Origin of the sequence: Vreelandella azerica (assembly GCF_013112225.1) — a bacterium.
GTDB lineage: Bacteria > Pseudomonadota > Gammaproteobacteria > Pseudomonadales > Halomonadaceae > Vreelandella > Vreelandella azerica.
The window spans coordinates 394424-416190 of the sequence record NZ_JABFHI010000004.1; the positions used below are offsets into that span (position 1 = coordinate 394424).

Here is a 21767-nt window from a genome sequence, read left to right on the forward strand (position 1 = left end):
AGAGTGACAAGCCAGAAGGCTCGGCACGCCCCACACCAAAAGATCTAACATCGCAAAGGAGAAAGACGATGAAAATCACCACAAAAGGATGGCTGGCAGCACTTTTGATCACCACGTGCCTGGGCCTGTCTTCGCCCCTGCTGGCACAGCAGGTTGCCCCAATCAATATCAACACCGCCGATGCAGCCTTGCTGGAAGAACTTCCCGGCATCGGGCCTTCCCGCGCTGAAGCCATCATTCAGGAGCGTGAAACCAACGGAGAGTTTACCAGCGCTGACGACCTTACCCGGGTAAGCGGTATCGGCAATGCTACAGTAGAAGGCCTCAAAGACCAGATTGAATTCTGATTCGTAGCTTCAAACACATTCACTCATACTCACGTTTCAGCTACCCGAATATTACCGGGTAGCTGAAGTCGTGAGCAATACTTAGGGCTGAGGCGTCCAGCTCTAAAAGCTATCGCCGGGAACCCGCACCCAGCCTTCCATCAGTATGCGGGCACTACGGCTCATCACCGCCTGATCGATCTGCCAGCGCCCGTCTATCAGGCTGGCTTCAGCACCTACCTGTAAACTGCCGGAAGGATGACCAAAGGTAACGGCATTAAGCTTGCCACCCCCGCTGCCAGGTTCACCAGAGTGCCTTCAATCGCCGCCGCTGCGCCAATCGCCACGGCAGCCGTGCCCATCATGGCATGGTGCAGTTTGCCCATGGAAAGCGCGCGAACCAGAAGGTCGACATCCTCGGCCTTGACCGCCTTGCCACTTGAAGCCGTATAGCTGGCGGGCGGGGCAACAAAGGCCACCTTGGGAGTATGCTGGCGATTGGCTGCCTCGGCGAGATCGCTGATCAGCCCCATCTTGAGTGCCCCATAGGCACGGATGGTCTCGAACTTTTCAAGCGCTACCGGATCACCATTGATGGCTTCCTGCAGCTCAGCGCCGGTATAGCCAATCTCGTCGGCGTTGACAAACACCGTCGGGATTCCAGCATTGATCATGGTCGCCTTAAGTGTGCCAACGCCAGGGACTTCAAGATCATCCACCAGGTTACCAGTCGGGAAGATGGCGCCCTCTCCGTCTGCAGGATCCATAAAGGCTACGGGCACTTCGGCGGCAGGGAAGGTCACCCCATCCAGCTCGAAATCGCCGGTTTCCTGCACTTCGCCGTTAGTGATGGTTACCTTGGCAACAATGGTTTTTTGGATATTCACCTGCCAGATACGTACCTCAAGCACCCCGTTCTCGGGTATCCGCGCAGGATCCACCAAGCCGTTGTTCACCGCAAAAGGCCCCACCGCCGCTGACAGGTTGCCGCAGTTGCCGCTCCAGTCGACAAAGGGTTTATCAATAGACACCTGGCCAAACAGGTAATCCACGTCATGCTCGGCGGATTCACTTTTTGACAGGATCACGGTTTTGCTGGTGCTCGACGTAGCACCGCCCATACCATCAATCTGCTTCTGGTACGGGTCAGGGCTGCCGATCACTCGCAGCAGTAGTTTATCCCGAGCTTCGCCGGGCACCTGCGCGGCTTCAGGCAAGTCGGCCAGGTTAAAAAACACACCTTTACTGGTGCCGCCACGCATATAGGTGGCCGGAATTCTGATTTGTGGCACTGAACTCATGGTCTTGCTCCACAGCTAACATCTCATAAAAAGCCCGGCACACCAGGGTGCCGGGCCTATTCTGATCATCAAAAGATGATACGTCTTTGCAACCCGGTATCGGGCTCAGGCCGTTTCGGTGGATTCGAGGAAATCCTGAGCGAAACGCTGCAGTACGCCACCTGCGGTGTAGATGGTGACTTCTTCAGCGGTATCCAGACGGCAGATGACCGGCACACGTTCAACCTCGCCGCTCGCGCGATGAATAACCAGGGTCAGCTCGGTACCCGGCGACAGCTCGCCTTCAACGTCATAGATTTCAGTACCGTCCAGTGCCAGCGTATGACGCGTCGTGCCCGACTGGAATTGCAGCGGCATCACCCCCATACCAATCAGGTTGGTACGGTGAATACGCTCAAAGCCTTCCGCTACAATCGCTTCAACGCCAGCCAGCGCCACACCCTTGGCAGCCCAGTCACGTGATGACCCCTGGCCATAATCATCACCGGCAATAATGATCAGCGGTTGCTTACGCTCCATGTAGGTTTCAATGGCTTCCCACATCCGCGTCACCTTACCTTCCGGCTCGATACGCGCCAGCGAGCCCTGCTTCACCTCACCGTTTTCATCGCGCACCATTTCATTGAACAGCTTGGGGTTGGCAAGCGTGGCACGCTGAGCAGTCAGGTGATCACCACGGTGGGTGGCGTAGGAGTTAAAATCCTCTTCCGGCAGGCCCATCTTGTGCAGGTATTCGCCTGCAGCGCTGTTCATCATGATGGCGTTGGACGGCGACAGGTGATCGGTGGTGATATTGTCAGGCAGAATCGCCAGCGGGCGCATGTTCTTGAGGTTACGCTCGCCAGACATCTTGCCTTCCCAGTACGGCGGACGACGGATGTAGGTACTCTGCGGACGCCATTCGTACAGCGGCTCAATCTGCGCCTTGGCGCTCTTGTCCAGATCAAACATCGGGATATAGGTCTGGCGGAACTGCTCGGGTTTAACTGCGGTTTTGACGATAGCATCAATTTCCGCGTCGTCAGGCCAGATATCCTTCAGAGTGACCGGGTTGCCCTCGGCATCATGGCCCAGCACATCCTTTTCAATATCAAAACGGATGGTACCGGCAATCGCGTAGGCCACTACCAGCGGCGGCGAAGCAAGAAATGCCTGCTGGGCATGGGGATGAATACGCCCATCAAAATTGCGGTTACCTGACAGAACCGCGGTGGCATAGAGATCACGCTCAATGATTTCCTGCTGGATTTTCGGGTCCAGAGCGCCAGACATGCCGTTACAGGTGGTACAGGCATAAGCCACAACACCAAAACCAAGCTGCTCCAGCTCGTCCATCAGACCTGCATCTTCCAGATACATCTTGACCGTCTTGGAGCCCGGCGCCAGCGAAGACTTGACCCAGGGTTTACGGATCAATCCGAGTTTATTGGCGTTACGTGCAATCAGGCCTGCCGCTACCATGTTGCGCGGATTGGAGGTATTGGTGCAGCTGGTAATGGCGGCAATAATCACAGCGCCATCCGGCATCTTACCTTCCGCCTCTTCAGCACGCGCCGCCTCCAGACCAACGGCAATCCCTCGCTGGGCAAGTTCAGAGGTGGGCAGCTTGGCATGCGGCTTTGAAGGCCCTGCCAGGGTGCGGTAAACCGATGACAGGTCAAACTCCAACACACGCTCGTAAGTGACGCCCTTGAGGTCATCCGCCCACAGGCCCGTCTGCTTGGCATAGGTTTCCACCAGTGCCACCTGATCGTCATCACGCCCGGTTAGCTTGAGATAATCAATGGTCTGACCATCAATGTAGAACATGGCCGCCGTGGCGCCATATTCCGGGGTCATGTTGGAGATGGTGGCACGGTCGCCTACAGTCAGGCTATCAGCGCCTTCACCGAAGAACTCCAGGTAGGCACCGACCACCTTGGATTCACGCAGAAACTCAGTAATTGCCAGCACCATATCGGTACCCGTGACGCCCGGCTGCAGCTTGCCAGTCAGCTTGACGCCGACAATGTCCGGCAGGCGCATCATCGAGGCACGGCCCAACATAACACTTTCCGCTTCAAGGCCACCGACACCCACGGAAATGACCCCAGAGCATCGACCATCGGCGTGTGGCTGTCAGTGCCGACACAGGTATCCGGGAAAGCCACGCCGTTTTGCTTCTGAACCACCGGCGACATTTTCTCCAGATTGATCTGGTGCATGATGCCGTTACCCGGCGGAATCACATCGACGTTTTCGAACGCGGTTTTGGTCCAGTTGATGAAGTGGAAGCGGTCATCGTTGCGACGATCTTCCACCTGACGATTCTTCTCAAAGGCATCCTTTTCAAAACCGGCATGCTCGACCGCCAGAGAGTGGTCAACAATCAGCTGGGTGGGCACCACAGGGTTGACCTTGGCCGGGTCGCCACCCTTTTCTGCAATAGCATCACGCAGACCCGCCAGATCCACAAGCGCCGTCTGGCCAAGAATGTCGTGACACACCACGCGAGCAGGATACCAGGGGAAATCCAGGTCGCTGCGGCGCTCAATCAGCTGCTTGAGCGCATCGGTCAACATGGCTGGGTCGCAGCGGCGCACCAGCTGCTCGGCCAACACGCGGGAGGTGTAAGGAAGCTCGGCATAGGCACCTGGCTGGATATCTTCAACGGCCTGGCGGGTGTCAAAGTAATCCAGGTCAGTACCTGGTAAGGGTTTGCGGTAATCGGTATTCATGGCGGCAACTCACGGCGAGAGATCAAAAGACGGGATCAGAAAAGCGGGGTACCAGCTCCCGACGGCATGACCGCCGGGAGAATGATCAGAACAGACGCTGCTATCAGTCGCGCTGCTCGATCGGCACCCATTCGCTCTTCTCGGGGCCGGTATAATCGGCACTCGGGCGAATAATGCGGTTGTTGGCGCGCTGCTCAAACACGTGAGCGGCCCAGCCAGTCACCCGCGAGCAAACAAAGATCGGTGTGAACAGCTTGGTCGGAATGCCCATGAAGTGATAGGCACTGGCATGGAAGAAGTCAGCGTTACAGAACAGCTTCTTCTCGCGCCACATCACTTCTTCACAGCGCACGGAAACCGGGTACAGTACAGTGTCGCCGACATCCTGGGAAAGCTTCTCGGACCAATGCTTGATGATCTCGTTACGCGGGTCGGAGGTGCGGTAGATGGCATGGCCAAAGCCCATGATCTTTTCCTTGCGCTCCAGCATCCCCATCATTTCGCGCTCGGCTTCTTCCGGCGAGGTCCAGTCCTCGATCATTTCCATGGCCGCTTCATTGGCACCGCCGTGCAGCGGGCCACGCAGAGAGCCAATCGCACCGGTCACGCAGGAATGCAGGTCAGACAGCGTCGACGCACAAACGCGAGCGGTGAAAGTAGAGGCGTTGAATTCGTGCTCGGCGTACAGAATCAAGGACACATTCATCACATCCGCATGCAGCTTGCTGGGCACTTCATCACGCAGCAGATGCAGGAAGTGAGCGCCGACAGAATCATCGTCGGTTTCAGTTTCAATACGCACGCCGTCATGGGAGAAACGGTACCAATAGCAGATGATTGACGGCAGCACAGCGACCAGACGGTCCGTCGCATCCTGCTGCTCGTCAAAGCTCTGTTCGGTTTCCAGGTTACCCAGCATGGAGGTGCCGGTGCGCATCACATCCATTGGATGCGCATCCTTGGGAATCTGCTCCAGTACGGCCTTGAGCGCGTCTGGCAAGCCACGCAGGGTTTTCATCTTGGCGATGTAGGCAGAAAGCTCAGCCTGATTGGGCAATTTGCCTTTCAACAGCAGGTAAGCCACTTCTTCAAAGGTCGCTTTTTCGGCCAACTCTTTGATATCGAACCCTCGATACGTCAGGCCCGAACCGGTTTTACCTACCGTACATAGCGCCGTTTCACCTGCGCTTTGCCCACGAAGACCTGCACCACTGTTCTTTGCATCTGCCATTTTACGTACTCCTGAAAGCGTTATTTCGTCATCACGCCGTTAGGCATGACGCCTTTATAGGGGTCAATCTGCGGCTTAGTTGCCGCCCTGCTCGGCAAACAGCTTATCCAGCTTCTGCTCAAAGTCGTGATAGTTGAGAAAGTCATACAGCTCATCGCGGGTCTGCATGATATCGACTACTTCACGCTGATGGCCGTTATCCAGAATGCTTTGATAAACCTTGAGCGCAGCAGCGTTCATGGCACGGAAAGCTGACAACGGATACAGCACCATACGGCAGCCCACCTCGCCCAGCTCTTGCTGGCTGAACAGCGGCGTGGCGCCAAATTCAGTAATATTGGCCAGAATCGGCGCGTCAACGCGCTCGCAGAAGGCCTGGTAATCTTCCAGGGTGTGTACCGCTTCGGCGAAAATGGCATCAGCACCGGCTTCAATACACGCCTGAGAGCGCTCAATGGCCGCATCCAGACCATCTTTCTGGAAGGCATCAGTACGTGCGATCAGATAGAAATCCGGGTCAATCCGTGCATCGGCAGCAGCCTTGATGCGGTCAACCATTTCTTCCTGGGAGACAATCGCCTTGTTCGGGCGATGGCCACAGCGCTTCTGGGCAACCTGATCTTCAATATGAACTGCCGCAACGCCTGCGCGCTGCATTTCCTTGACGGTACGCTCAATGTTGAATGCACCACCCCAACCGGTATCAATATCCACCAGCAGCGGTAAGTCTGTGGCGCCGCAGATACGATGGGCATCTTCAACCACATCGTTCATCATCGTCATGCCAAGGTCTGGCAGACCGAAGGAAGCGTTGGCAACGCCGCCACCCGAAAGATAGATCGCCTGATGGCCCACACGCTCCGCCATCATGGCGGTGTAAGCGTTGATAGTGCCCAGAATCGGCAGCGGGCGATTGGCTTCCAGCGCGGCACGAAAGCGTGCGCCAGGGGTACGTGGTGAGGAAGCTGATGATGGCATGGAGTGTCTCCTTATAAATCCGGTTGGGTAGCCGGCTGGTTGGCCAGCGTCTATAGCTAACTGATCCGCTAGCCTATTGTTTGTGCTTTTTGTTCAAGTGCTGCCGCATAGCGGTCAGCCACGTTTTCCCGCGAGGCGCTAACGTGACGACGCATCAACAGCTCTGCCAACTCGGCATCTCCTGCTTCAATGGCATCCACGATGCGATGATGCTCGACAAAGGCGCGATGAGGCCGCGAACCGCTGGCGCTGAACTGGGTGCGATACAGCCGCACCAGGTAATAAAGGTCATCGCATAACAGATTCATCAACATCTTGTTATGGCTGCCCAATACAATGCGGTAGTGAAAATCCAGATCCCCTTCACGCTGGTAATAGGCCTCACCGCGTTTAAGGTCATCCTGGCTTTCATGCACGGCCAATACGTTGCGCAGACCGGCAATTTCATCCTTGGTCATGTGCTCGGCGGCCAGGCGCGCTGCCATGCTTTCCAACGCCTCGCGTACATCGAAGAGCTCCAGCAGTTCCTGCATGGATAGCTGCACCACGCGTGCGCCAACATGGGGAACCCGCTCGATCAGGCGATGAGCTTCCAGACGACGCATGGCTTCACGCAGCGGCCCACGGGAAATGCCATAGGTTTTTGAAAGCCCCGGCTCGGTAATCTTGCTGCCTGGCGCAATCTCTCCACGTACAATCGCATCCTGCAACTGATGGAAGACCCGCTCTGCCAGAGTACGTACTTCCGGTGATGCGTCTTCAGCCGTTTCGGCCGATGTAAGTAGTGAACGCGTAGCAAGTGATGTCATGGCTGATTGTCGACAATTATGGTATGAATGAACTTTATCCTCGTCTGATACTGGCGTCAACTAGCCAATATAGCCGATATTATGCATCTTTCGTTGTACTCTTGCCTTTCGTCTACTACTTAGTGTCAACAATCTACCTGAAACCAGCGTTAGCATTGCCTTTGTCAATGCTATTTACTTCATCGGCTGGCAAAACCGCTGGCAGGTGGTGGATAAAACGTGGAAACCGCGTCGACTGGCGACACTGGCTTAACACTCATTGCCCCCTAAACTATGCAGCCATTCACTCGCCTGGTTGATGGTGCATGAACGTAGCGCTGACACTGACGTCTCTTCCTTATGTAATGGACCCTATTGCTGTGTTTGCACGCTTGCGCAAACGGCCTGGGGCTGTCTTGCTCGATAGCGGCCGACCTGACGCCAACGGCCGCTATGACATTATCAGCAGCGACCCGCTGGCAACACTGTCCATTGGCCCTACCGGCGAGGCAGCTTTCAACTCCCGTGCGTTACCCAAGCCACCGGATACGTTGCACAAAGCGCCTTTTGCGCTGCAGGAATGGTTACTGGCGCAGCTTGACATCACGATGCCAGAGAACGATCTGCCGTTTAGCGGCGGCCTGATCGGGTACTGGAGCTATGATCTGGGGCGTTATACCCAGCAGCTCGATAGCCAACGCCCTGCCCCTACGTCGCTGCCACTGGCGCGCCTGGGCCTGTATGACTGGGCACTGGTGATTGACCACCTGAAGCAGGAAGTCACCCTGCTGGCCTCCCAGGCCCGGCGTGCGCAGGTTCTGCAATGGCTGGACGCCGCCGCTGCACCTGATGAGCCTTTTGCCTTGACGACAGCTTTCCGAGCGCAAATGACCCGCGAAGGCTATAGCCAGCGATTTGCTCAGGTGCAGCGTTATATCCGTTCCGGTGATTGCTACCAGATCAACCTGGCCCAGCGCTTTTCCGCACACTATGAAGGGGATGTCTGGGCGGCCTATCTTCGCCTGCGCCGTGCTACCCCTACGCCGTTTTCGGGCTTTATGGCCTGGCAGGACAAGGCGGTATTGTCCCTATCGCCCGAACGTTTCATACAGGCGCACCAGGGCAAGGTCGAAACGCGACCTATCAAAGGTACCCGCCCACGGGGCGCCAGCAGGGAACACGATGAGCAACTTGCTCAGCAGCTGTTGAGCAGCACTAAGGATCGTGCTGAAAATGTCATGATTGTGGATTTGTTGCGCAATGATCTGGGGCGGGTGTGCCAGTTCGGCAGCATCCATGTGCCCCAGCTATGTGAACTGGAAAGCTACCCGAATGTGCATCATCTGGTGAGTGTGGTGAGAGGCCAGCTGGACAAGGCAAACACGCCGCTGGCACTGCTTGAAGCTGCCTCACCGGGCGGGTCGATCACCGGCGCGCCGAAGATTCGCGCCATGCAGATCATCGATGAGCTGGAACCCTGCCAGCGCAGCGTTTACTGCGGCAGCCTGGGCTATATTGATCACACTGGCAGTATGGATACATCGATTGCCATTCGTACCGTGGTGGCTGACGCCGGTCAGCTACACGTGTGGGGCGGCGGCGGCCTGGTGGCAGATTCCCAACCGGATGCCGAGTACGATGAAACCCTCGACAAGATCCGTCACCTGATCAATGCGCTGACCTCAAGGTGAATCAATATTCTGGCAGCGTGACGTCCTTGAACAGTTCCTGATCATTACGCGGGCCCGCGGTTAGTGCCGCGTCGACCCGCTCGCGGGTCAGGTGCGGCGCAAAGCGCTGCAGGAAGTCATACATATAGCCGCGCATAAAGGTGCCGCGCCGAATGCCGATCTTGGTGGTGGAGCTTGCAAACAGATGCCCAGCCTCCAGCGCTACCAAGTCATTGTCATGCTCAGGGTCAACCGCCATATGGGCCACAATCCCCACGCCCATCCCCAGGCGCACATAGGTTTTGATAACGTCGGCATCGGCCGCCGTCAGCACCACATTCGGGGTCAGGCCATGTTCTCTGAAGGCGTCATCCAACTGGGAGCGCCCGGTAAACCCGAAGACATAGGTCACCAGCGAATAATCGGCCAGGGCCTCCAGCGTTAACGGGCCGTCCAATGCTGCCAGCGGGTGATCCTTAGGTACCAGTACGCAGCGGTTCCAACGGTAACAAGGCAGCAGCACCAGATCGGTAAACAGCTCCAGTGATTCCGTGGCAATCGCAAAGTCGGCCTGCCCCTCGCTCACCATCTGGGCAATCTGTTTGGGTGTACCCTGCTGCATATGAAGGGCAACATCCGGATATTTCTGGGTAAACTCGGTGATGATCGGCGGCAGCGCATAGCGCGCCTGGGTGTGAGTCGTCGAGATTGACAGGCTACCCCGGCGCTCATCGCTGTATTCCTGAGCCACATCCTTGATATTTTCAGATAATCGCAAGGCCTGGCCGGCCAGTTCAATAATCGCCTGCCCGGCGGGCGTCACCCGCGTCAGGTGCTTGCCACTGCGTGCGAAAATCTCGACCCCCAATTCGTCTTCAAGCAAGCGGATCTGCTTGGAAATACCCGGCTGAGAGGTGAACAGGCTTTGCGCTGTCGCAGAGACGTTCAGGTTATGCCGATTGACTTCCCAAATGTAACGTAGTTGTTGTAACTTCATTGAACCACCCTGAAACTTAAGCAGAACGTTTATCCCCTTTTTTGACCCACGTAGGCGATAAGCGGATGCTCAGTCTAATAGAATAAAAAACATAATCATAATATCGTTATAGTATAAAAAAATCCATGGCAGACGTGTTTATTTGCCACCAGTGCCGATGACCGCTAACATTTGTCGGCTTGGCGCATTGTAAACGCGCTATCGATTCGCACGACCTATGTTGCATTCACTATAGCAACGACTTACGCAACGCCATTGCAAGAGCAACGCAAACAGGAGAATTCTATGTCCCAGGTTGATGTCACTAACGCCAATTTTGAGCAAGAAGTGATCAACGCCGACCAGCCCGTATTACTGAAGTTCTGGGCCCCCTGGTGTGGCCCTTGCAAAGTAATGGCACCGGTGGTTGACGAAGTTGCCGAGGAACGCGGCGATGGTCTGAAAGTGGTCAGTATCAATGTTGACGACGCGCCTGAAATTGCCGCTGAACAAGGCGTGCGTGGTGTCCCCACCGTCATGCTGTTCAAATCCGGCACCAAGGTTGCTTCACTGGTTGGCGCACAATCCAAATCCCAACTCAACCAGTTTATTGAGCAAAACGCCTGATAGCCATCAGGCCTATCAAAAAGACCGCCGTTTGTGGCGGTCTTTTTTATATCTGCCGCCCGCTATTCATCCCGCTTCATAGGAGGCTTGGTCGCTTCACGCAGTGGCTTTTCAACCGAATCCTCCAGATGCGCACCTGGCCCCAACAAATGCGCCATCCAGCGGGTTTGCGGATGGCTATCCAGGGCAATCTTCAGCGTCATGGTCAACAATACCGATAGCAGCATTCCCGCCGCACCAAATACCCAGCCCCACACCACCAGGGAGAGAAACGCGATCAGCGTCGACAATCCCAAGGCGCGCCCCATCAAGCGTGGCTCCACCAGATTACCCAGCACGAAGTTAATACCCAAATAGCACATTGATAGCAAGAACGCCTGCCACAAACCACTATCCTGAGAAACCAGCAACAGCAACACCGGCGGCACCGCCGCAATGGCCGAGCCAATATTGGGTATAAAATTCAGCGCAAATGCCAAGACCGCCCACAACAGCGGAAATTCAACTCCCACCACCAGACAGGAAATCCACACCAGCACTGCCGTGGCCAGACTGATAATCGTCTTAACCGCCAGATAGCGCTTGAACGTACGGCTGAACTCAGAGAACCGCTTCAGGCTAGGCGCCGGATTTTCCAGCGCCAGCGATACCTTGTCGCGAAAGTGCAGCGTTTCGAACAACATGAACACCACCAGTAGCGACACCACTATGCTCTGCATGAACAGATTGCCGATCTCACCCAGAATCGCCGGCATCCAGGACGTGATGCTCTGATTATCAAACAGGGTATTCAGTTGTTCAGGGTCAATCGCAAGCCCCATGGAAGACAAGGTATTCAGCAGACTCTCATAGGCCGCATAAAGGCGCGTCTCAATATCCGGCAGCGAATCGACAAAGGTGCTGAAACTGTTAACCACCAGCAAGCCCAGCAGCGATGCCAGCCCCAGCAGCACCATCAAGGTCAGCAACACCGCCAAACGCATCGACAACCCCAAGCGGTGAAGCCACTGCACCGGCGATGTACAAACCACCGCAATAAAAAACGCCAGCAACAGCGGCACCAGCAAGCTGGAGCCCGCTTTCATGCCACCAATAATAATCACTAGCGCCGCCAGAGATAGCGTGGCATTGAGCGGCATACTGCTGTAGCTGTCGTTTTGTGACGGTTCTTTAACGGGGTCAAGCATATGACGCGCAAAGCCTCCTTGCAGGGTGATGGATACTGCATGATGACGCCTCGCGCCCCTTTGCACAAACGTCATACGCGTTAGCATGCAGCAAAAACCATATAGCTAATAAAGGAAACTATGCTGGTAGCAAGAACTTTTGCTCTTTAATCGTCTCAAAGGCGAACTTGGTACACGTCAGGGTCAACAGCTACTCAGCGAATCACCTTCGCTATCGTTAAACACTGTCAGGAAGGCTTTTATGAAAACCCTCACCAAAACATTCTCCAGAACACTGTCCAGAACATTTTCATGTGTCCCCTACTGGCTCATGGCCAGTAGCATGACGGCAATGGCACTTGCCCCGACGGCCCAGGCCAGCGAGACCTCACGGCTTAACGTTGACGCCAAGGCGCATATCGAAGTCGTGCCCGACAGGGCCACCCTCAATGCACGGCTATGGGAAGAAACGCCCGCCATCGAGCGGCTGGCAGAGGAAGAAGATGCCGCCTTGAGTGAAGCAAGAGCAAGGCTTGAAACCCGCGCCAGCGAGCTGATCACCACGCTTGAATCACAAGGTATCGAGCGCGATGCCATTTCCGCTGGCTCCTTGAACATCTACCCGCGCCAGATCCACAACCGCAATGAAGACGGCAGCAGTGAAACCCTCAAGCGCACCCGACTTGAGCGCCCCATCGAGGTTCAGCTGGATGATATTGAACAGGTCAGCGCCATTCTGGATGCGCTGATCAGTGCAGGCGTCAATCAGTTGAATGGGGTCGAGTTCGACCTTAAGGACAGAGACGCCGTGACCGACGAAGCGCTGGTCAAGGCGTTGGAAAAGGCCCGCCACAAGGCTGACCTGATGGCCAGTACACTGGGCGCAGAACTGGGTAAGGTACACCGTATTCAGGAAACCCAGTCGCCCATGTACCAGCCGCGCATGATGGCGGTGAGCGCTGAGCTCAACGATGCAGCTGGCAGCAAGGCGCCCCAGGCGGAATACCGCCCCGGCACCATCCGAATTGATGCCGAGGTCAGCGTGGAGTGGCTACTTAAAGATTGACCGAGGCATTACCGCCCATATAGGGCCGCAGTGGCTCAGGAATCGTCACGCTGCCATCTGCCTGCTGGTGATTTTCCAATACTGCCAGCAGGCAACGCCCCACCGCCAGGCCAGAACCGTTCAGGGTATGCACCAGTTGCGGCTTTTTCTCATCAGGATGGCGGAAACGCGCCTGCATACGCCGAGCCTGGAAGTCTTCACAATTGGAAATTGACGAAATCTCCCGGTAGGTCTCCTGGCTAGGCAACCAGACTTCCAGGTCATAAGTCTTGGCAGCCCCAAAGCCCATATCACCGGTACACAGGGTAACTACCCGGTACGGCAGATCCAACGCCTGCAGCAGCGCCTCTGCGTGGCCGCGCATGTCTTCCAGTGCCGCATAGCTCTTGTCCGGCTCAACGATCTGCACCATCTCGACCTTATCAAACTGGTGCTGACGAATCATGCCACGGGTGTCCCGCCCATGAGAGCCCGCTTCAGAGCGGAAGCACGGCGTATGCGCCGTCAGTTTCATCGGCAACGCCGCCTGATCAACAATCTCATCGCGGACGAAATTGGTCAGCGGCACTTCCGAGGTGGGAATCAGGTGATAGTCACGCTCATCATCCAGCCGGAACAGATCTTCCCCAAACTTGGGCAACTGACCGGTGCCCATCAGCGAATCACGGTTGACCATATAAGGCACATAGCATTCTTCATAGCCATGCTTGAGGGTTTGCGTATCCAGCATGAACTGCGCCAACGCCCGATGCAGGCGCGCAATCGGCCCACGCATCACCGCAAAGCGCGCGCCAGTCAGCTTTGATGCCAGGTCGAAATCCAGATACCCCGACTGCTTGCCCAGATCGACATGATCCAGCACCTTGAAGTCAAACTCACGCGGCGTGCCCCAGCGGTGCAGCTCAACGTTATCGTCCTCGCTCTTGCCCTCCGGCACGCTCTCATGGGGCAGGTTGGGAATACCGCTGACCAGGTCATCCCACTGCGCCTGCACCTCGGCCAGTTGCTGTTTGGCGGCATCCAGACGCTCACCAAGGTCACTGACCTCATTCAAAAGCGGCTGGATATCTTCACCATTGGCCTTGGCCTTGCCAATCGCCTTGGAACGGGTATTGCGTTCGCTCTGCAGCTGCTCGGTCTGCGTCTGCAGTTCGCGCCGCCTGGCTTCCATCGCCTGCAGCGCCTGTGTATCCAACATAAAACCACGGCGGGCCAGTTGTTGCGCCACCGTATCAAGGTCACCGCGCAGCAGTTTCGGGTCGAGCATGAGTCATTCCTTCGCCTGAATTCAGTGAACTTCACGGCCAGCGCCGTGATAAAGGTGCCTATTGTAGGCAAAAGCGCAAGGCACGGCTATGGGGTTTGGGTGTAAGCCATGGATGTCAGCGTGTAAGCGTTTTGCTATAGCAAAACGCCGAAATCTGGATGCAAGTAATTTAAGCTCCCCTGATATACACCCGCTAGGCTACATAGTGCTCCATGCATTGCCATATCTTTTCGTCCCAGGGCACGTCGTCAGCGCGATTTTGAATACCACCAGGTGCGCTTAATCAGCGCCAAGGTGATCGGCATAGCTAGCGATCAATACCTGCATCATTAGCTGTGAGCCAGCTTTTTTAGAAGTGTTACCAGACGTTTTCGCGAACTGATCCAGTAAACGCGTCTGGTGCCTGAGCAGATTGAAGAGATGTTTTTCCTCACTCAATAGCCAGGCATATGAACATTTCCAACTTGCTGTCACTAAACACGACCTGGGTCAATAAATGGCTAAACCCAACCGCTAGTATGGATAGCATCATCCATGTATCGAATGAGAGGTAAAGGTCATGTTGGAAAATGTCATGCCTTATGTATACGGCGGTATCATCTTACTCAGCGTTTTGTGTTTTGGCACCGTGATCTGGCTTGGACGGAGTTTGCGCGCAAGCGAGGCGCCAGCGCCTGCTGAAGAGGAAAAAGATTCCCAGGAAGCCAAGGCCAGCTAACCAGTTACCGGTGCTCAGTGGCCATTTTATGGCTTTTTTGCCGATGCTACTGTGTGCAGTCAGGGGTGCCTGCGGTAAAGTGGAAGCATTCGAATGGCTGGAATCTGGCCGTGTTCTTTCACCTCGTTCTGCCTGAGGCAGCCGAGCCGATAACGATGGCGTAGCCCCTACCATGATTGCATCCCTGGATTCTGACCGCGTCGCCTTTGAGTCGCTAAGCAGTGACTATGTGCGCTTCCTTGAAATCCTCAAGGCCAATGGCTTTGAAGGTGAGATTTGCCCGGATTATGCCAGCCGCACCGTGCTAGCCACCGACAACTCCATCTACCAACGCTGGCCCCAGGCGGTGGTGTATCCTAAGCACAGCGAAGACCTCACGCGCATTACCCGAATGGCGGCTCAGGTGCCTAACCGCAATATTGTGCTCACCGCTCGTGGCGGCGGTACTGGTACCAACGGCCAGTCATTGACTGACGGCATCGTGGTTGATGTGTCGCGGCATATGAACCGCATCCTGGAGATTGATGTAGCGAACCGTCGGGTTCGGGTTCAGGCAGGCGTGGTGAAGGATCAGCTTAACGCGGCCCTTAAACCCCACGGGCTGTTTTTCGCACCAGAGCTTTCCACCTCCAACCGCGCCACCATTGGCGGGATGATTTCAACCGACGCCAGCGGCCAAGGCAGCTGTGAATACGGCAAAACCCGCCATCACGTGCTGGAGCTTGATACCGTCCTGATCGGCGGTGAACACCTGCATATAGCCGCCCACTCAGCAGCGCTGAGGAAGACGCTGCCTGCCAGCAGGCAGGCATCATCGGGGATATTCACCGCACCGCCGCCAGGATTATTGACCAGCAGCGAGACCTGATTGAGGCCAAGTTCCCGCCCCTCAATCGCTGCCTGACCGGCTATGATCTGGCCCATCTGCGCACCGAACAGGGCGAGCTGGATATCAACAGCCTGCTGTGCGGCTCAGAAGGCTCGCTGGGCTTTCTGAATGAAGCCGTCCTGAATGTGCTGCCGATTCCTAAGCACTCCACCCTGGTCAACGTGCGCTACGCGGGCTTCATGGATGCCCTGCGCGATGCCAAGGCACTGATGGCCAGCAGCGAGCGGCCGACCTCGATTGAAACCGTCGATGATCAGGTGTTACTGCTGGCCATGGACGATTTTGTGTGGGATAGCGTCGCCACCTTTTTCCCTGAAGGTGATACACCGATCCGCGGCATCAATCTGGTCGAGTTCAATGACGACGACCCTGAGCGCCTGGCCCGCCGGATCAAGGCATTTACGGATCACTTGAGCCAGGATACCAGCGTTCAACGCTTGGGCTACACCCTGGCCCAAGGGCGGGCAGACATCCAGAAAGTCTACGCCATGCGCAAACGCGCCGTGGGCCTGTTAGGCAATGCCAAAGGCGAAAAGCGCCCGATTGCCTTTGTCGAGGATACCGCTGTGCCTCCGGAGCATCTGGCGGATTTTATCGCCGAATTCCGTGCTGCACTGGATGCCCGCGAGCTGCAATATGGCATGTTCGGCCATGTGGATGCCGGGGTGCTTCACGTGCGCCCGGCCATAGATATGAAAGACCCGCAACAGGAACGCCTGATTCGCGAGGTCTCAGATGAAGTCGTCGCCCTGACTCAGAAATATGGGGGCCTGCTGTGGGGCGAGCATGGTAAAGGGGTACGCTCCGAGTTCGGCCCTAAATTCTTTGCTGAACTCTACCCCAGCCTGCAACGGGTCAAGGCAGCGTCCCGGAAAACCAGCTCAACCCGGGCAAGATTGCTTCGCCCCTGCCCGCTTCCGTCAACCCTGATGATGGCGTGATTGCCCGGGACAGCGACCCTGCCCTGCTCAAAGTGGATGGCGTGATTACCCGCGGCCAGCTTGACCGACACATTGATGAGCGCGCCTGGCAGGCCTATGACGCGGCGGTGTATTGCAACGGCAACGGCGCCTGCTACAACTACGATGTGGACGACCCCATGTGCCCATCGTGGAAGGCGACTCGGGATCGCGTGCATTCACCCAAGGGCCGCGCCAGCCTGATGCGCGAATGGCTGCGCTTGCAGCAGGAGGCGGGCATTGACGTAGTGGAAGAGTCACGCAAGAAAAAAGCTGAAGGTGTGTTTGGCTTTATTAAAAGCTTTCCGCTGCGCGCCATGAATACCTTGAGCAGAAAACAGCGCCACGACTACTCCCATCAGGTGTATGACGCCATGGCGAGCTGTCTGGCGTGTAAATCCTGCGCTGGGCAGTGCCCCATCAAGGTTAACGTGCCCCAGTTCCGCTCCCAGTTTCTGGAAGTCTACCACGGCCGTTACCTGCGCCCGCTGCGCGACTATATCGTCGGTGGCACCGAGCATATGCTGCCGACCATGGGCAGAGTGGCCCCGCTTTATAATGCCGTGATCGGCCAGCGCTGGGTGGATACCCTGATGCGTAAGGGCTTGGGGATCAGCGATTCGCCCAAGGTCTCCCGCGCCAGTGTCAAAAAACAGCTGCGCGCCTGGGGGTCGCGGAAGCCACGCCTACCTCGCTGGCCATGCTGACGGAAAAGCAGCGCGCCAATAGCGTGGTTCTGGTTCAGGATGCCTTTACCACCCATTTTGAAGCCACCCTGGTGATGGACATTATCGAACTGCTGACCCGCCTGGAGATACGGGTGTTAGTTATGCCCTTTTCCGCCAACGGCAAACCGCTGCATGTGCAGGGTTTTCTGGGCGCTTTCGAACGCACCGCCCGTCAGCAGGCCAAGCGCTTAGCCACCCTGGCGCGTTTTGAAGTACCACTGGTGGGCATTGATCCGGCCATGACGCTGACCTACCGTCAGGAATACGTTAAAGCCCTTGGCCAGGATGCCGTGCCCCCGTGCTGCTGCTCCAGGAATGGCTGGCCACGCACCTGAACACCCTGGCGCCACAGCGGCTTGAACTGGATGACCCAGGGTTCCGGCTGCTTTCCCATTGCACCGAAAAAACCAATGCCCCCGGCAGCCCCAAGGCCTGGCAGCAGGTGTTTAACGCCTTTGGTTTACAGCTTGAACTGGCCAGCAGCGGCTGCTGTGGCATGTCGGGCACTTACGGCCATGAAACCCGTAACGTGGCAACCTCAAAAACCATCTACGCTCAATCCTGGCAGCCCCAGGTGGAAGCCGAGGAAAATAGCGGCAGACTACTAGCCACCGGCTATTCCTGCCGCAGCCAGGTCAAACGCTTCTCACAGCAGACCTTGCCCCACCCGTTACAGGCACTGCTGACGCAGTTAAGATCGGCTGATCAGAAAAGCGTCGGTTAAAACGTAACAAGCCCCGCCTGAAGCGGGGCTTGTTGCATGAGCACAAAGAAAAAAGCGTTAGAAAAACAGGGTTTTCAGCGCCTGGCCGGGGTCTTCTTCGCGCATAAAGGCTTCGCCGACCAGAAAACCGTTGATCTCATGGTCACGCATCAGCTCAACATCGTCGCGGGTATGAATACCTGATTCGGTAATCACGGTCACGTCTGCGGGGATACGTGTCAGAAGGTCCAGGGTGGTATTCAGGCTGGTATCAAAGGTGTGCAGGTTACGGTTGTTGATACCCACCAGCTTGAGATCCAGCGCCAGCGCCCGTTCCAGCTCGTCACCGTCGTGAACTTCCACCAGCACATCCATTCCCAGCTGCTGGGCCTGCTGGTTGAGATCGCGCATTCTGACATCATCCAGCGCCGACACAATCAGCAGAATACAGTCAGCGCCTATCGCCCGTGCTTCAGAGACCTGATAGCCGTGGGTGATAAAGTCCTTACGGATGACCGGCAGGCTGCAGGCATCCCGAGCGGCAATCAAGTAGTCTTCATGCCCCTGAAAATAGTCTGCATCGGTCAGCACAGACAAGCAGGCGGCACCGCCTTCGGCATAGCGCCTGGCAATCTCGGCAGGCTCAAAGTGCTCACGAATCACGCCCTTGGACGGTGAGGCTTTTTGATCTCCGCGATCACGGCCGGGTCGCCACTGGCGATCCGCTGGTTCAAGGCCTGAATGAACCCACGCGGGGCACTCTGATGCTTGGCCAGCGCCAGAAGGTCAGTTTCAGACACCGCCTCGCGGCGCTCGGCGACTTCCTGATCCTTGCGGGCCAGAATACGGGTAAGAATGGTGGGCGTTGCCTGATCAGTCATAGGGTCTCTCTTACTGTTTGAAGACGCTGGTGAAATGCGCCAGCTCTCGCAGTTTTTCCAATGGCAGGCCGGAAGCCTGAGCGTCTTGAGCGACCATCACGCCTTCCTTCAGGGTATCCGCCACACCGGCGCAGTAAAGCGCCGCACCGGCATTCAGCGCCACCATATCCGCCGCAGCCCCTTCGCCTGCCAGAGATGCTTTTACCAACTGAAGGCTTTCCGCCGCACTGTTAGCCTTCAGGGAAGCCAGGCTCTGGCGCTCGATGCCCAGGGTTTCAGGCTCAATGGTGTAATGATGGATGGCACCGTCCTTCAGCTCTGCCACCAGAGTAGGCGCGGCCAGGGAGATTTCATCCAGCCCATCTTCGGAATGTACTACCATGACATGGCGGCTACCCAGCTGTTGCAACACCTCAGCCATCAGCGGCACCAGCTCAGGCGAGTAAACCCCCAACACCTGATTCGGCGCACCGGCCGGGTTGGTCAGCGGCCCGAGAATATTGAACAGGGTACGTACCCCCATCTCGCGGCGCGGGCCAATGGCATGGCGCATGGCCGGGTGATGATTGGGGGCAAACATGAAGCCTACGCCAACCTGCTCGATACAGCGGCTGACCTGCTCCGGGTTGAGATCCAGGTAAATACCGGCAATATCAAAAAGATCCGCACTGCCTGATGAAGACGACACACTGCGGTTACCGTGTTTGGCCACATGCGCCCCGGCACCGGCGGCAACAAAGCTTGCCGCCGTGGAGACATTGAAAAGATTGGCACCGTCGCCCCCGGTGCCAACAATATCAACCACATTGCCGGTATCCAGAGTCACCCGCTTCATCAGCTCGCGCATCACCTCGGCCGCTGCGCTGATTTCAACCGCGCTCTCGCCTTTCATTGCCAGCCCCACCAGCAAGCCGCCAATCTGGGCATCGGTCGCCTCACCGGTCATGATCTGACGCATCAAGGCGTGCATCTGGTCAAAGGTCAGATTTTCGCGCTGCATCACAGCGTTAATGGCATCTCGCATGAGCATGAATTTGTGAGCCTCCAGGCTGAGATAATGAGCGTTTTCAGCTACGTTTGAGGAAATTGGCCAACAGCTGGTGGCCCTGACGGGTCAGGATCGATTCCGGGTGGAACTGTACGCCTTCTATATCCAGTTCACGATGGCGCAGACCCATGATCAGATCCGGCGTCACATCATCGGCGCCTGTCCAGGCGGTAATCTCCAGGCACTCGGGAAGGCTGTCCTTATCCACTACCAGGGAGTGATAGCGGGTGACTTCCAGCGGGTTTTCAAGCCCGGCAAACACGCCTTGCGCATCATGCTGGATGGCCGACGTCTTGCCATGCATTACCTGAGGCGCGCGCACCACCTTACCACCATACACCTGACCGATGGCCTGATGCCCAAGGCATACCCCTAAAATAGGGAGCTTACCGGCAAAATGGCGGATCAGATCCATCGAAAGACCCGCCTCATTTGGCGTGCAGGGACCGGGGAAATCACGATATGGCTGGGCGCCAGGGCATCAATCTGAGCCAGGCTGATTTCATCATTACGATGTGTCAGCACCTCAGCGCCCAATTCACCCAGATACTGGACAATATTGAAGGTAAAACTGTCGTAGTTATCCAGCATCAGAACTTTTTGTACCATAAGCCTTTGAAACTCCTATATCCAACTTTGAAAAGGCTCATGTATTACCCAGGTTTTTACCCAGATTGGTCATCGTGCCTTTCACTGATGAAAGCCATTGTAACGCCAGGTATGGATCGGTGCTATGCCAAGGTCTGTCAGACTTCATTCATGCCAAAAACAAAAAACCCACGTCCTTTAAAGGAAGTGGGCTAATGATGTAAAACGCCTCTCGAGGACAGCGTATGGCTCATTGCTGCACATAAGTATCTTTTCTTGATATCGAAAATGATCAGCTTCCAGCAAGGTAATCTCGTTAGAAGCATTCAGCTCATCAGACGAGCCATCGCTTTAATAGAGTCTTGCCGCAGCGATTCGATTTCTGATGGCGTCAATTGATAAGGCTTTGCGGTAATGTCCCGCTTCACCTTGTGTGAGCGAGTCGATGCCAAAACCAAATTCTTGTTTGAGGAATTCATCTAACGGTACCCCATGTTTATTCCACAGATCGTGTCGCATTTTTTCACTGAGCGCAAGTTGCCCTGATTCATTAAATCCTGTCAATGTCGTCGCACCAATAACCTGGCCTCCATGTGCCTCGATATGCCCTCTCAGCCCGGCTAAAGTACCGCCCATGGTCATGGTATCGTCAACAATCAAGTACTCCTGTCCTACATCCACCTCACCATCAAAAGCCGCGTGATTCGCCAAACGGTGGTCAGCGCTAGCGTTAGTATGGTAAGCCCTGACCGTCTGCACAATTGTTGGGTTAACCTGCAAGCCAAAATACTTGGCAATGCGCGCCGCATAGGCAGCAGGTATCCTGTTGGCTCCCGTGGCTTCTTCTGCAATCACGGGCACTATAACAGGCTGTCGAATCCCCATGATGATACCGACCTTGCCCAGGCAATCATCTGTGACAAGGTCATCCACCAACCTTTTAGCGGCGTCAATATCGCCTGACTTAGCAGCCATATAATCCGGATGTTTTTCAGCAGAACCCAAAGGAGTGGCAAAGGGAACTCGAGGGAAATCATCCTTCCAGGGCGTCCTGAAAAACGTCAGGAAATTGGTCGGTGGAGGCATGCCTTCACTTGTCGCCTATAGTATGAAAGTGAGTGTCAATAAATCACCGCTCTC

The 21767-nt window shown here is 56.0% G+C and carries 13 protein-coding genes and 5 pseudogenes; 6 read left to right on the top strand and 12 right to left on the bottom strand.

What is annotated here, in order from left to right; all coding sequences use genetic code 11:
• The first annotated feature begins 68 nt into the window (after nt 1–68).
• Entirely contained in the window at nt 69–347 is a 279-nt protein-coding gene (locus tag HLB35_RS11940) for a ComEA family DNA-binding protein (RefSeq protein WP_171702737.1), read from the top strand.
• A gap of 102 nt (nt 348–449) precedes the next feature.
• Here HLB35_RS11940 and prpF read toward each other — a convergent pair.
• The 5 genes and pseudogenes from prpF to HLB35_RS11965 form a co-directional block, all read right to left on the bottom strand.
• Nucleotides 450–1627, bottom strand: a pseudogene (gene prpF / locus HLB35_RS11945) (2-methylaconitate cis-trans isomerase PrpF).
• Nucleotides 1628–1732: 105 nt separating this feature from the next.
• A pseudogene (acnD, locus tag HLB35_RS11950) lies at nt 1733–4344 on the bottom strand (Fe/S-dependent 2-methylisocitrate dehydratase AcnD).
• A 103-nt stretch (nt 4345–4447) separates the two neighbouring features.
• On the bottom strand, nt 4448–5575 hold the full coding sequence (gene prpC / locus HLB35_RS11955; protein WP_171702738.1) for a bifunctional 2-methylcitrate synthase/citrate synthase: 1128 nt from the start codon (nt 5573–5575) through the stop codon (nt 4448–4450).
• A gap of 75 nt (nt 5576–5650) precedes the next feature.
• Nucleotides 5651–6553 carry a methylisocitrate lyase gene (gene prpB, locus HLB35_RS11960; RefSeq protein WP_171702739.1) on the bottom strand — a complete coding sequence of 301 codons (903 nt, stop codon included), beginning with the start codon at nt 6551–6553 and terminating at the stop codon, nt 5651–5653.
• Nucleotides 6554–6621: 68 nt separating this feature from the next.
• Complete coding sequence (locus tag HLB35_RS11965) at nt 6622–7362, bottom strand: GntR family transcriptional regulator (RefSeq protein WP_171702740.1); 741 nt, start codon at nt 7360–7362, stop codon at nt 6622–6624.
• A gap of 305 nt (nt 7363–7667) precedes the next feature.
• Here HLB35_RS11965 and pabB point away from each other — a divergent pair, with 305 nt between their 5' ends.
• A complete protein-coding gene (gene pabB, locus HLB35_RS11970; RefSeq protein ID WP_171702741.1) occupies nt 7668–9032 on the top strand; it encodes an aminodeoxychorismate synthase component I in 1365 nt (454 codons plus the stop codon).
• 1 nt (nt 9033) lies between these two features.
• Here pabB and cysB read toward each other — a convergent pair whose 3' ends face one another.
• On the bottom strand, nt 9034–10008 hold the full coding sequence (gene cysB, locus HLB35_RS11975; protein WP_171702742.1) for an HTH-type transcriptional regulator CysB: 975 nt from the start codon (nt 10006–10008) through the stop codon (nt 9034–9036).
• Nucleotides 10009–10293: 285 nt separating this feature from the next.
• Here cysB and trxA point away from each other — a divergent pair, with 285 nt between their 5' ends.
• On the top strand, nt 10294–10614 hold the full coding sequence (gene trxA / locus HLB35_RS11980; protein WP_171702743.1) for a thioredoxin: 321 nt from the start codon (nt 10294–10296) through the stop codon (nt 10612–10614).
• 62 nt (nt 10615–10676) lie between these two features.
• On the opposite strand, the gene HLB35_RS11985 is transcribed toward trxA, so the two are convergent.
• Nucleotides 10677–11801 carry an AI-2E family transporter gene (locus tag HLB35_RS11985; protein WP_171702744.1) on the bottom strand — a complete coding sequence of 375 codons (1125 nt, stop codon included), beginning with the start codon at nt 11799–11801 and terminating at the stop codon, nt 10677–10679.
• A 322-nt stretch (nt 11802–12123) separates the two neighbouring features.
• Between HLB35_RS11985 and HLB35_RS11990 the strand changes: the two genes are divergently transcribed.
• The gene (locus HLB35_RS11990; RefSeq protein ID WP_235937148.1) at nt 12124–12846 is read left to right on the top strand and encodes an SIMPL domain-containing protein; all 723 of its coding nucleotides are present in this window, start codon (nt 12124–12126) and stop codon (nt 12844–12846) included.
• On the opposite strand, the gene serS is transcribed toward HLB35_RS11990, so the two are convergent.
• Nucleotides 12836–14113, bottom strand: coding sequence for a serine--tRNA ligase (serS, locus tag HLB35_RS11995; protein WP_171702746.1), 1278 nt, complete (start codon nt 14111–14113; stop codon nt 12836–12838). The two genes, HLB35_RS11990 and serS, sit on opposite strands and share 11 nt — an antisense overlap.
• 559 nt (nt 14114–14672) lie before the next feature.
• Between serS and HLB35_RS12000 the strand changes: the two genes are divergently transcribed.
• The gene (locus HLB35_RS12000; RefSeq protein WP_216601502.1) at nt 14673–14831 is read left to right on the top strand and encodes a hypothetical protein; all 159 of its coding nucleotides are present in this window, start codon (nt 14673–14675) and stop codon (nt 14829–14831) included.
• 172 nt (nt 14832–15003) lie between these two features.
• Nucleotides 15004–18131 (top strand): annotated as a pseudogene (gene ydiJ, locus HLB35_RS12005) (D-2-hydroxyglutarate dehydrogenase YdiJ).
• Between the two features lie 57 nt (nt 18132–18188).
• On the opposite strand, the pseudogene trpC reads toward ydiJ, so the two are convergent.
• From trpC to HLB35_RS12025, 4 genes and pseudogenes are all read right to left on the bottom strand, one after another.
• Nucleotides 18189–18991, bottom strand: a pseudogene (gene trpC / locus HLB35_RS12010) (indole-3-glycerol phosphate synthase TrpC).
• Between the two features lie 10 nt (nt 18992–19001).
• Entirely contained in the window at nt 19002–20021 is a 1020-nt protein-coding gene (gene trpD, locus HLB35_RS12015) for an anthranilate phosphoribosyltransferase (RefSeq protein ID WP_171702748.1), read from the bottom strand.
• A 37-nt stretch (nt 20022–20058) separates the two neighbouring features.
• A pseudogene (locus HLB35_RS12020) lies at nt 20059–20648 on the bottom strand (anthranilate synthase component II).
• A 330-nt stretch (nt 20649–20978) separates the two neighbouring features.
• Nucleotides 20979–21713 (bottom strand): phosphoribosyltransferase, encoded by a 735-nt coding sequence (locus HLB35_RS12025; protein WP_171702749.1) that lies wholly within the window; start codon nt 21711–21713, stop codon nt 20979–20981.
• Between the last annotated feature and the right edge of the window lie 54 nt (nt 21714–21767).

Coding starts and splice junctions, on each gene's coding strand:
- trpD (WP_171702748.1), bottom strand. CDS start 20,021: ATGCTCATGCGAGATGCCATTAACGCTGTGATGCAGCGCGAAAATCTG.
- trxA (WP_171702743.1), top strand. CDS start 10,294: ATGTCCCAGGTTGATGTCACTAACGCCAATTTTGAGCAAGAAGTGATC.
- HLB35_RS11990 (WP_235937148.1), top strand. CDS start 12,124: ATGACGGCAATGGCACTTGCCCCGACGGCCCAGGCCAGCGAGACCTCA.
- pabB (WP_171702741.1), top strand. CDS start 7,668: ATGAACGTAGCGCTGACACTGACGTCTCTTCCTTATGTAATGGACCCT.
- serS (WP_171702746.1), bottom strand. CDS start 14,113: ATGCTCGACCCGAAACTGCTGCGCGGTGACCTTGATACGGTGGCGCAA.
- HLB35_RS11940 (WP_171702737.1), top strand. CDS start 69: ATGAAAATCACCACAAAAGGATGGCTGGCAGCACTTTTGATCACCACG.
- cysB (WP_171702742.1), bottom strand. CDS start 10,008: ATGAAGTTACAACAACTACGTTACATTTGGGAAGTCAATCGGCATAAC.
- HLB35_RS12025 (WP_171702749.1), bottom strand. CDS start 21,713: ATGCCTCCACCGACCAATTTCCTGACGTTTTTCAGGACGCCCTGGAAG.
- HLB35_RS11985 (WP_171702744.1), bottom strand. CDS start 11,801: ATGCTTGACCCCGTTAAAGAACCGTCACAAAACGACAGCTACAGCAGT.
- prpB (WP_171702739.1), bottom strand. CDS start 6,553: ATGCCATCATCAGCTTCCTCACCACGTACCCCTGGCGCACGCTTTCGT.
- HLB35_RS12000 (WP_216601502.1), top strand. CDS start 14,673: ATGTTGGAAAATGTCATGCCTTATGTATACGGCGGTATCATCTTACTC.
- prpC (WP_171702738.1), bottom strand. CDS start 5,575: ATGGCAGATGCAAAGAACAGTGGTGCAGGTCTTCGTGGGCAAAGCGCA.
- HLB35_RS11965 (WP_171702740.1), bottom strand. CDS start 7,362: ATGACATCACTTGCTACGCGTTCACTACTTACATCGGCCGAAACGGCT.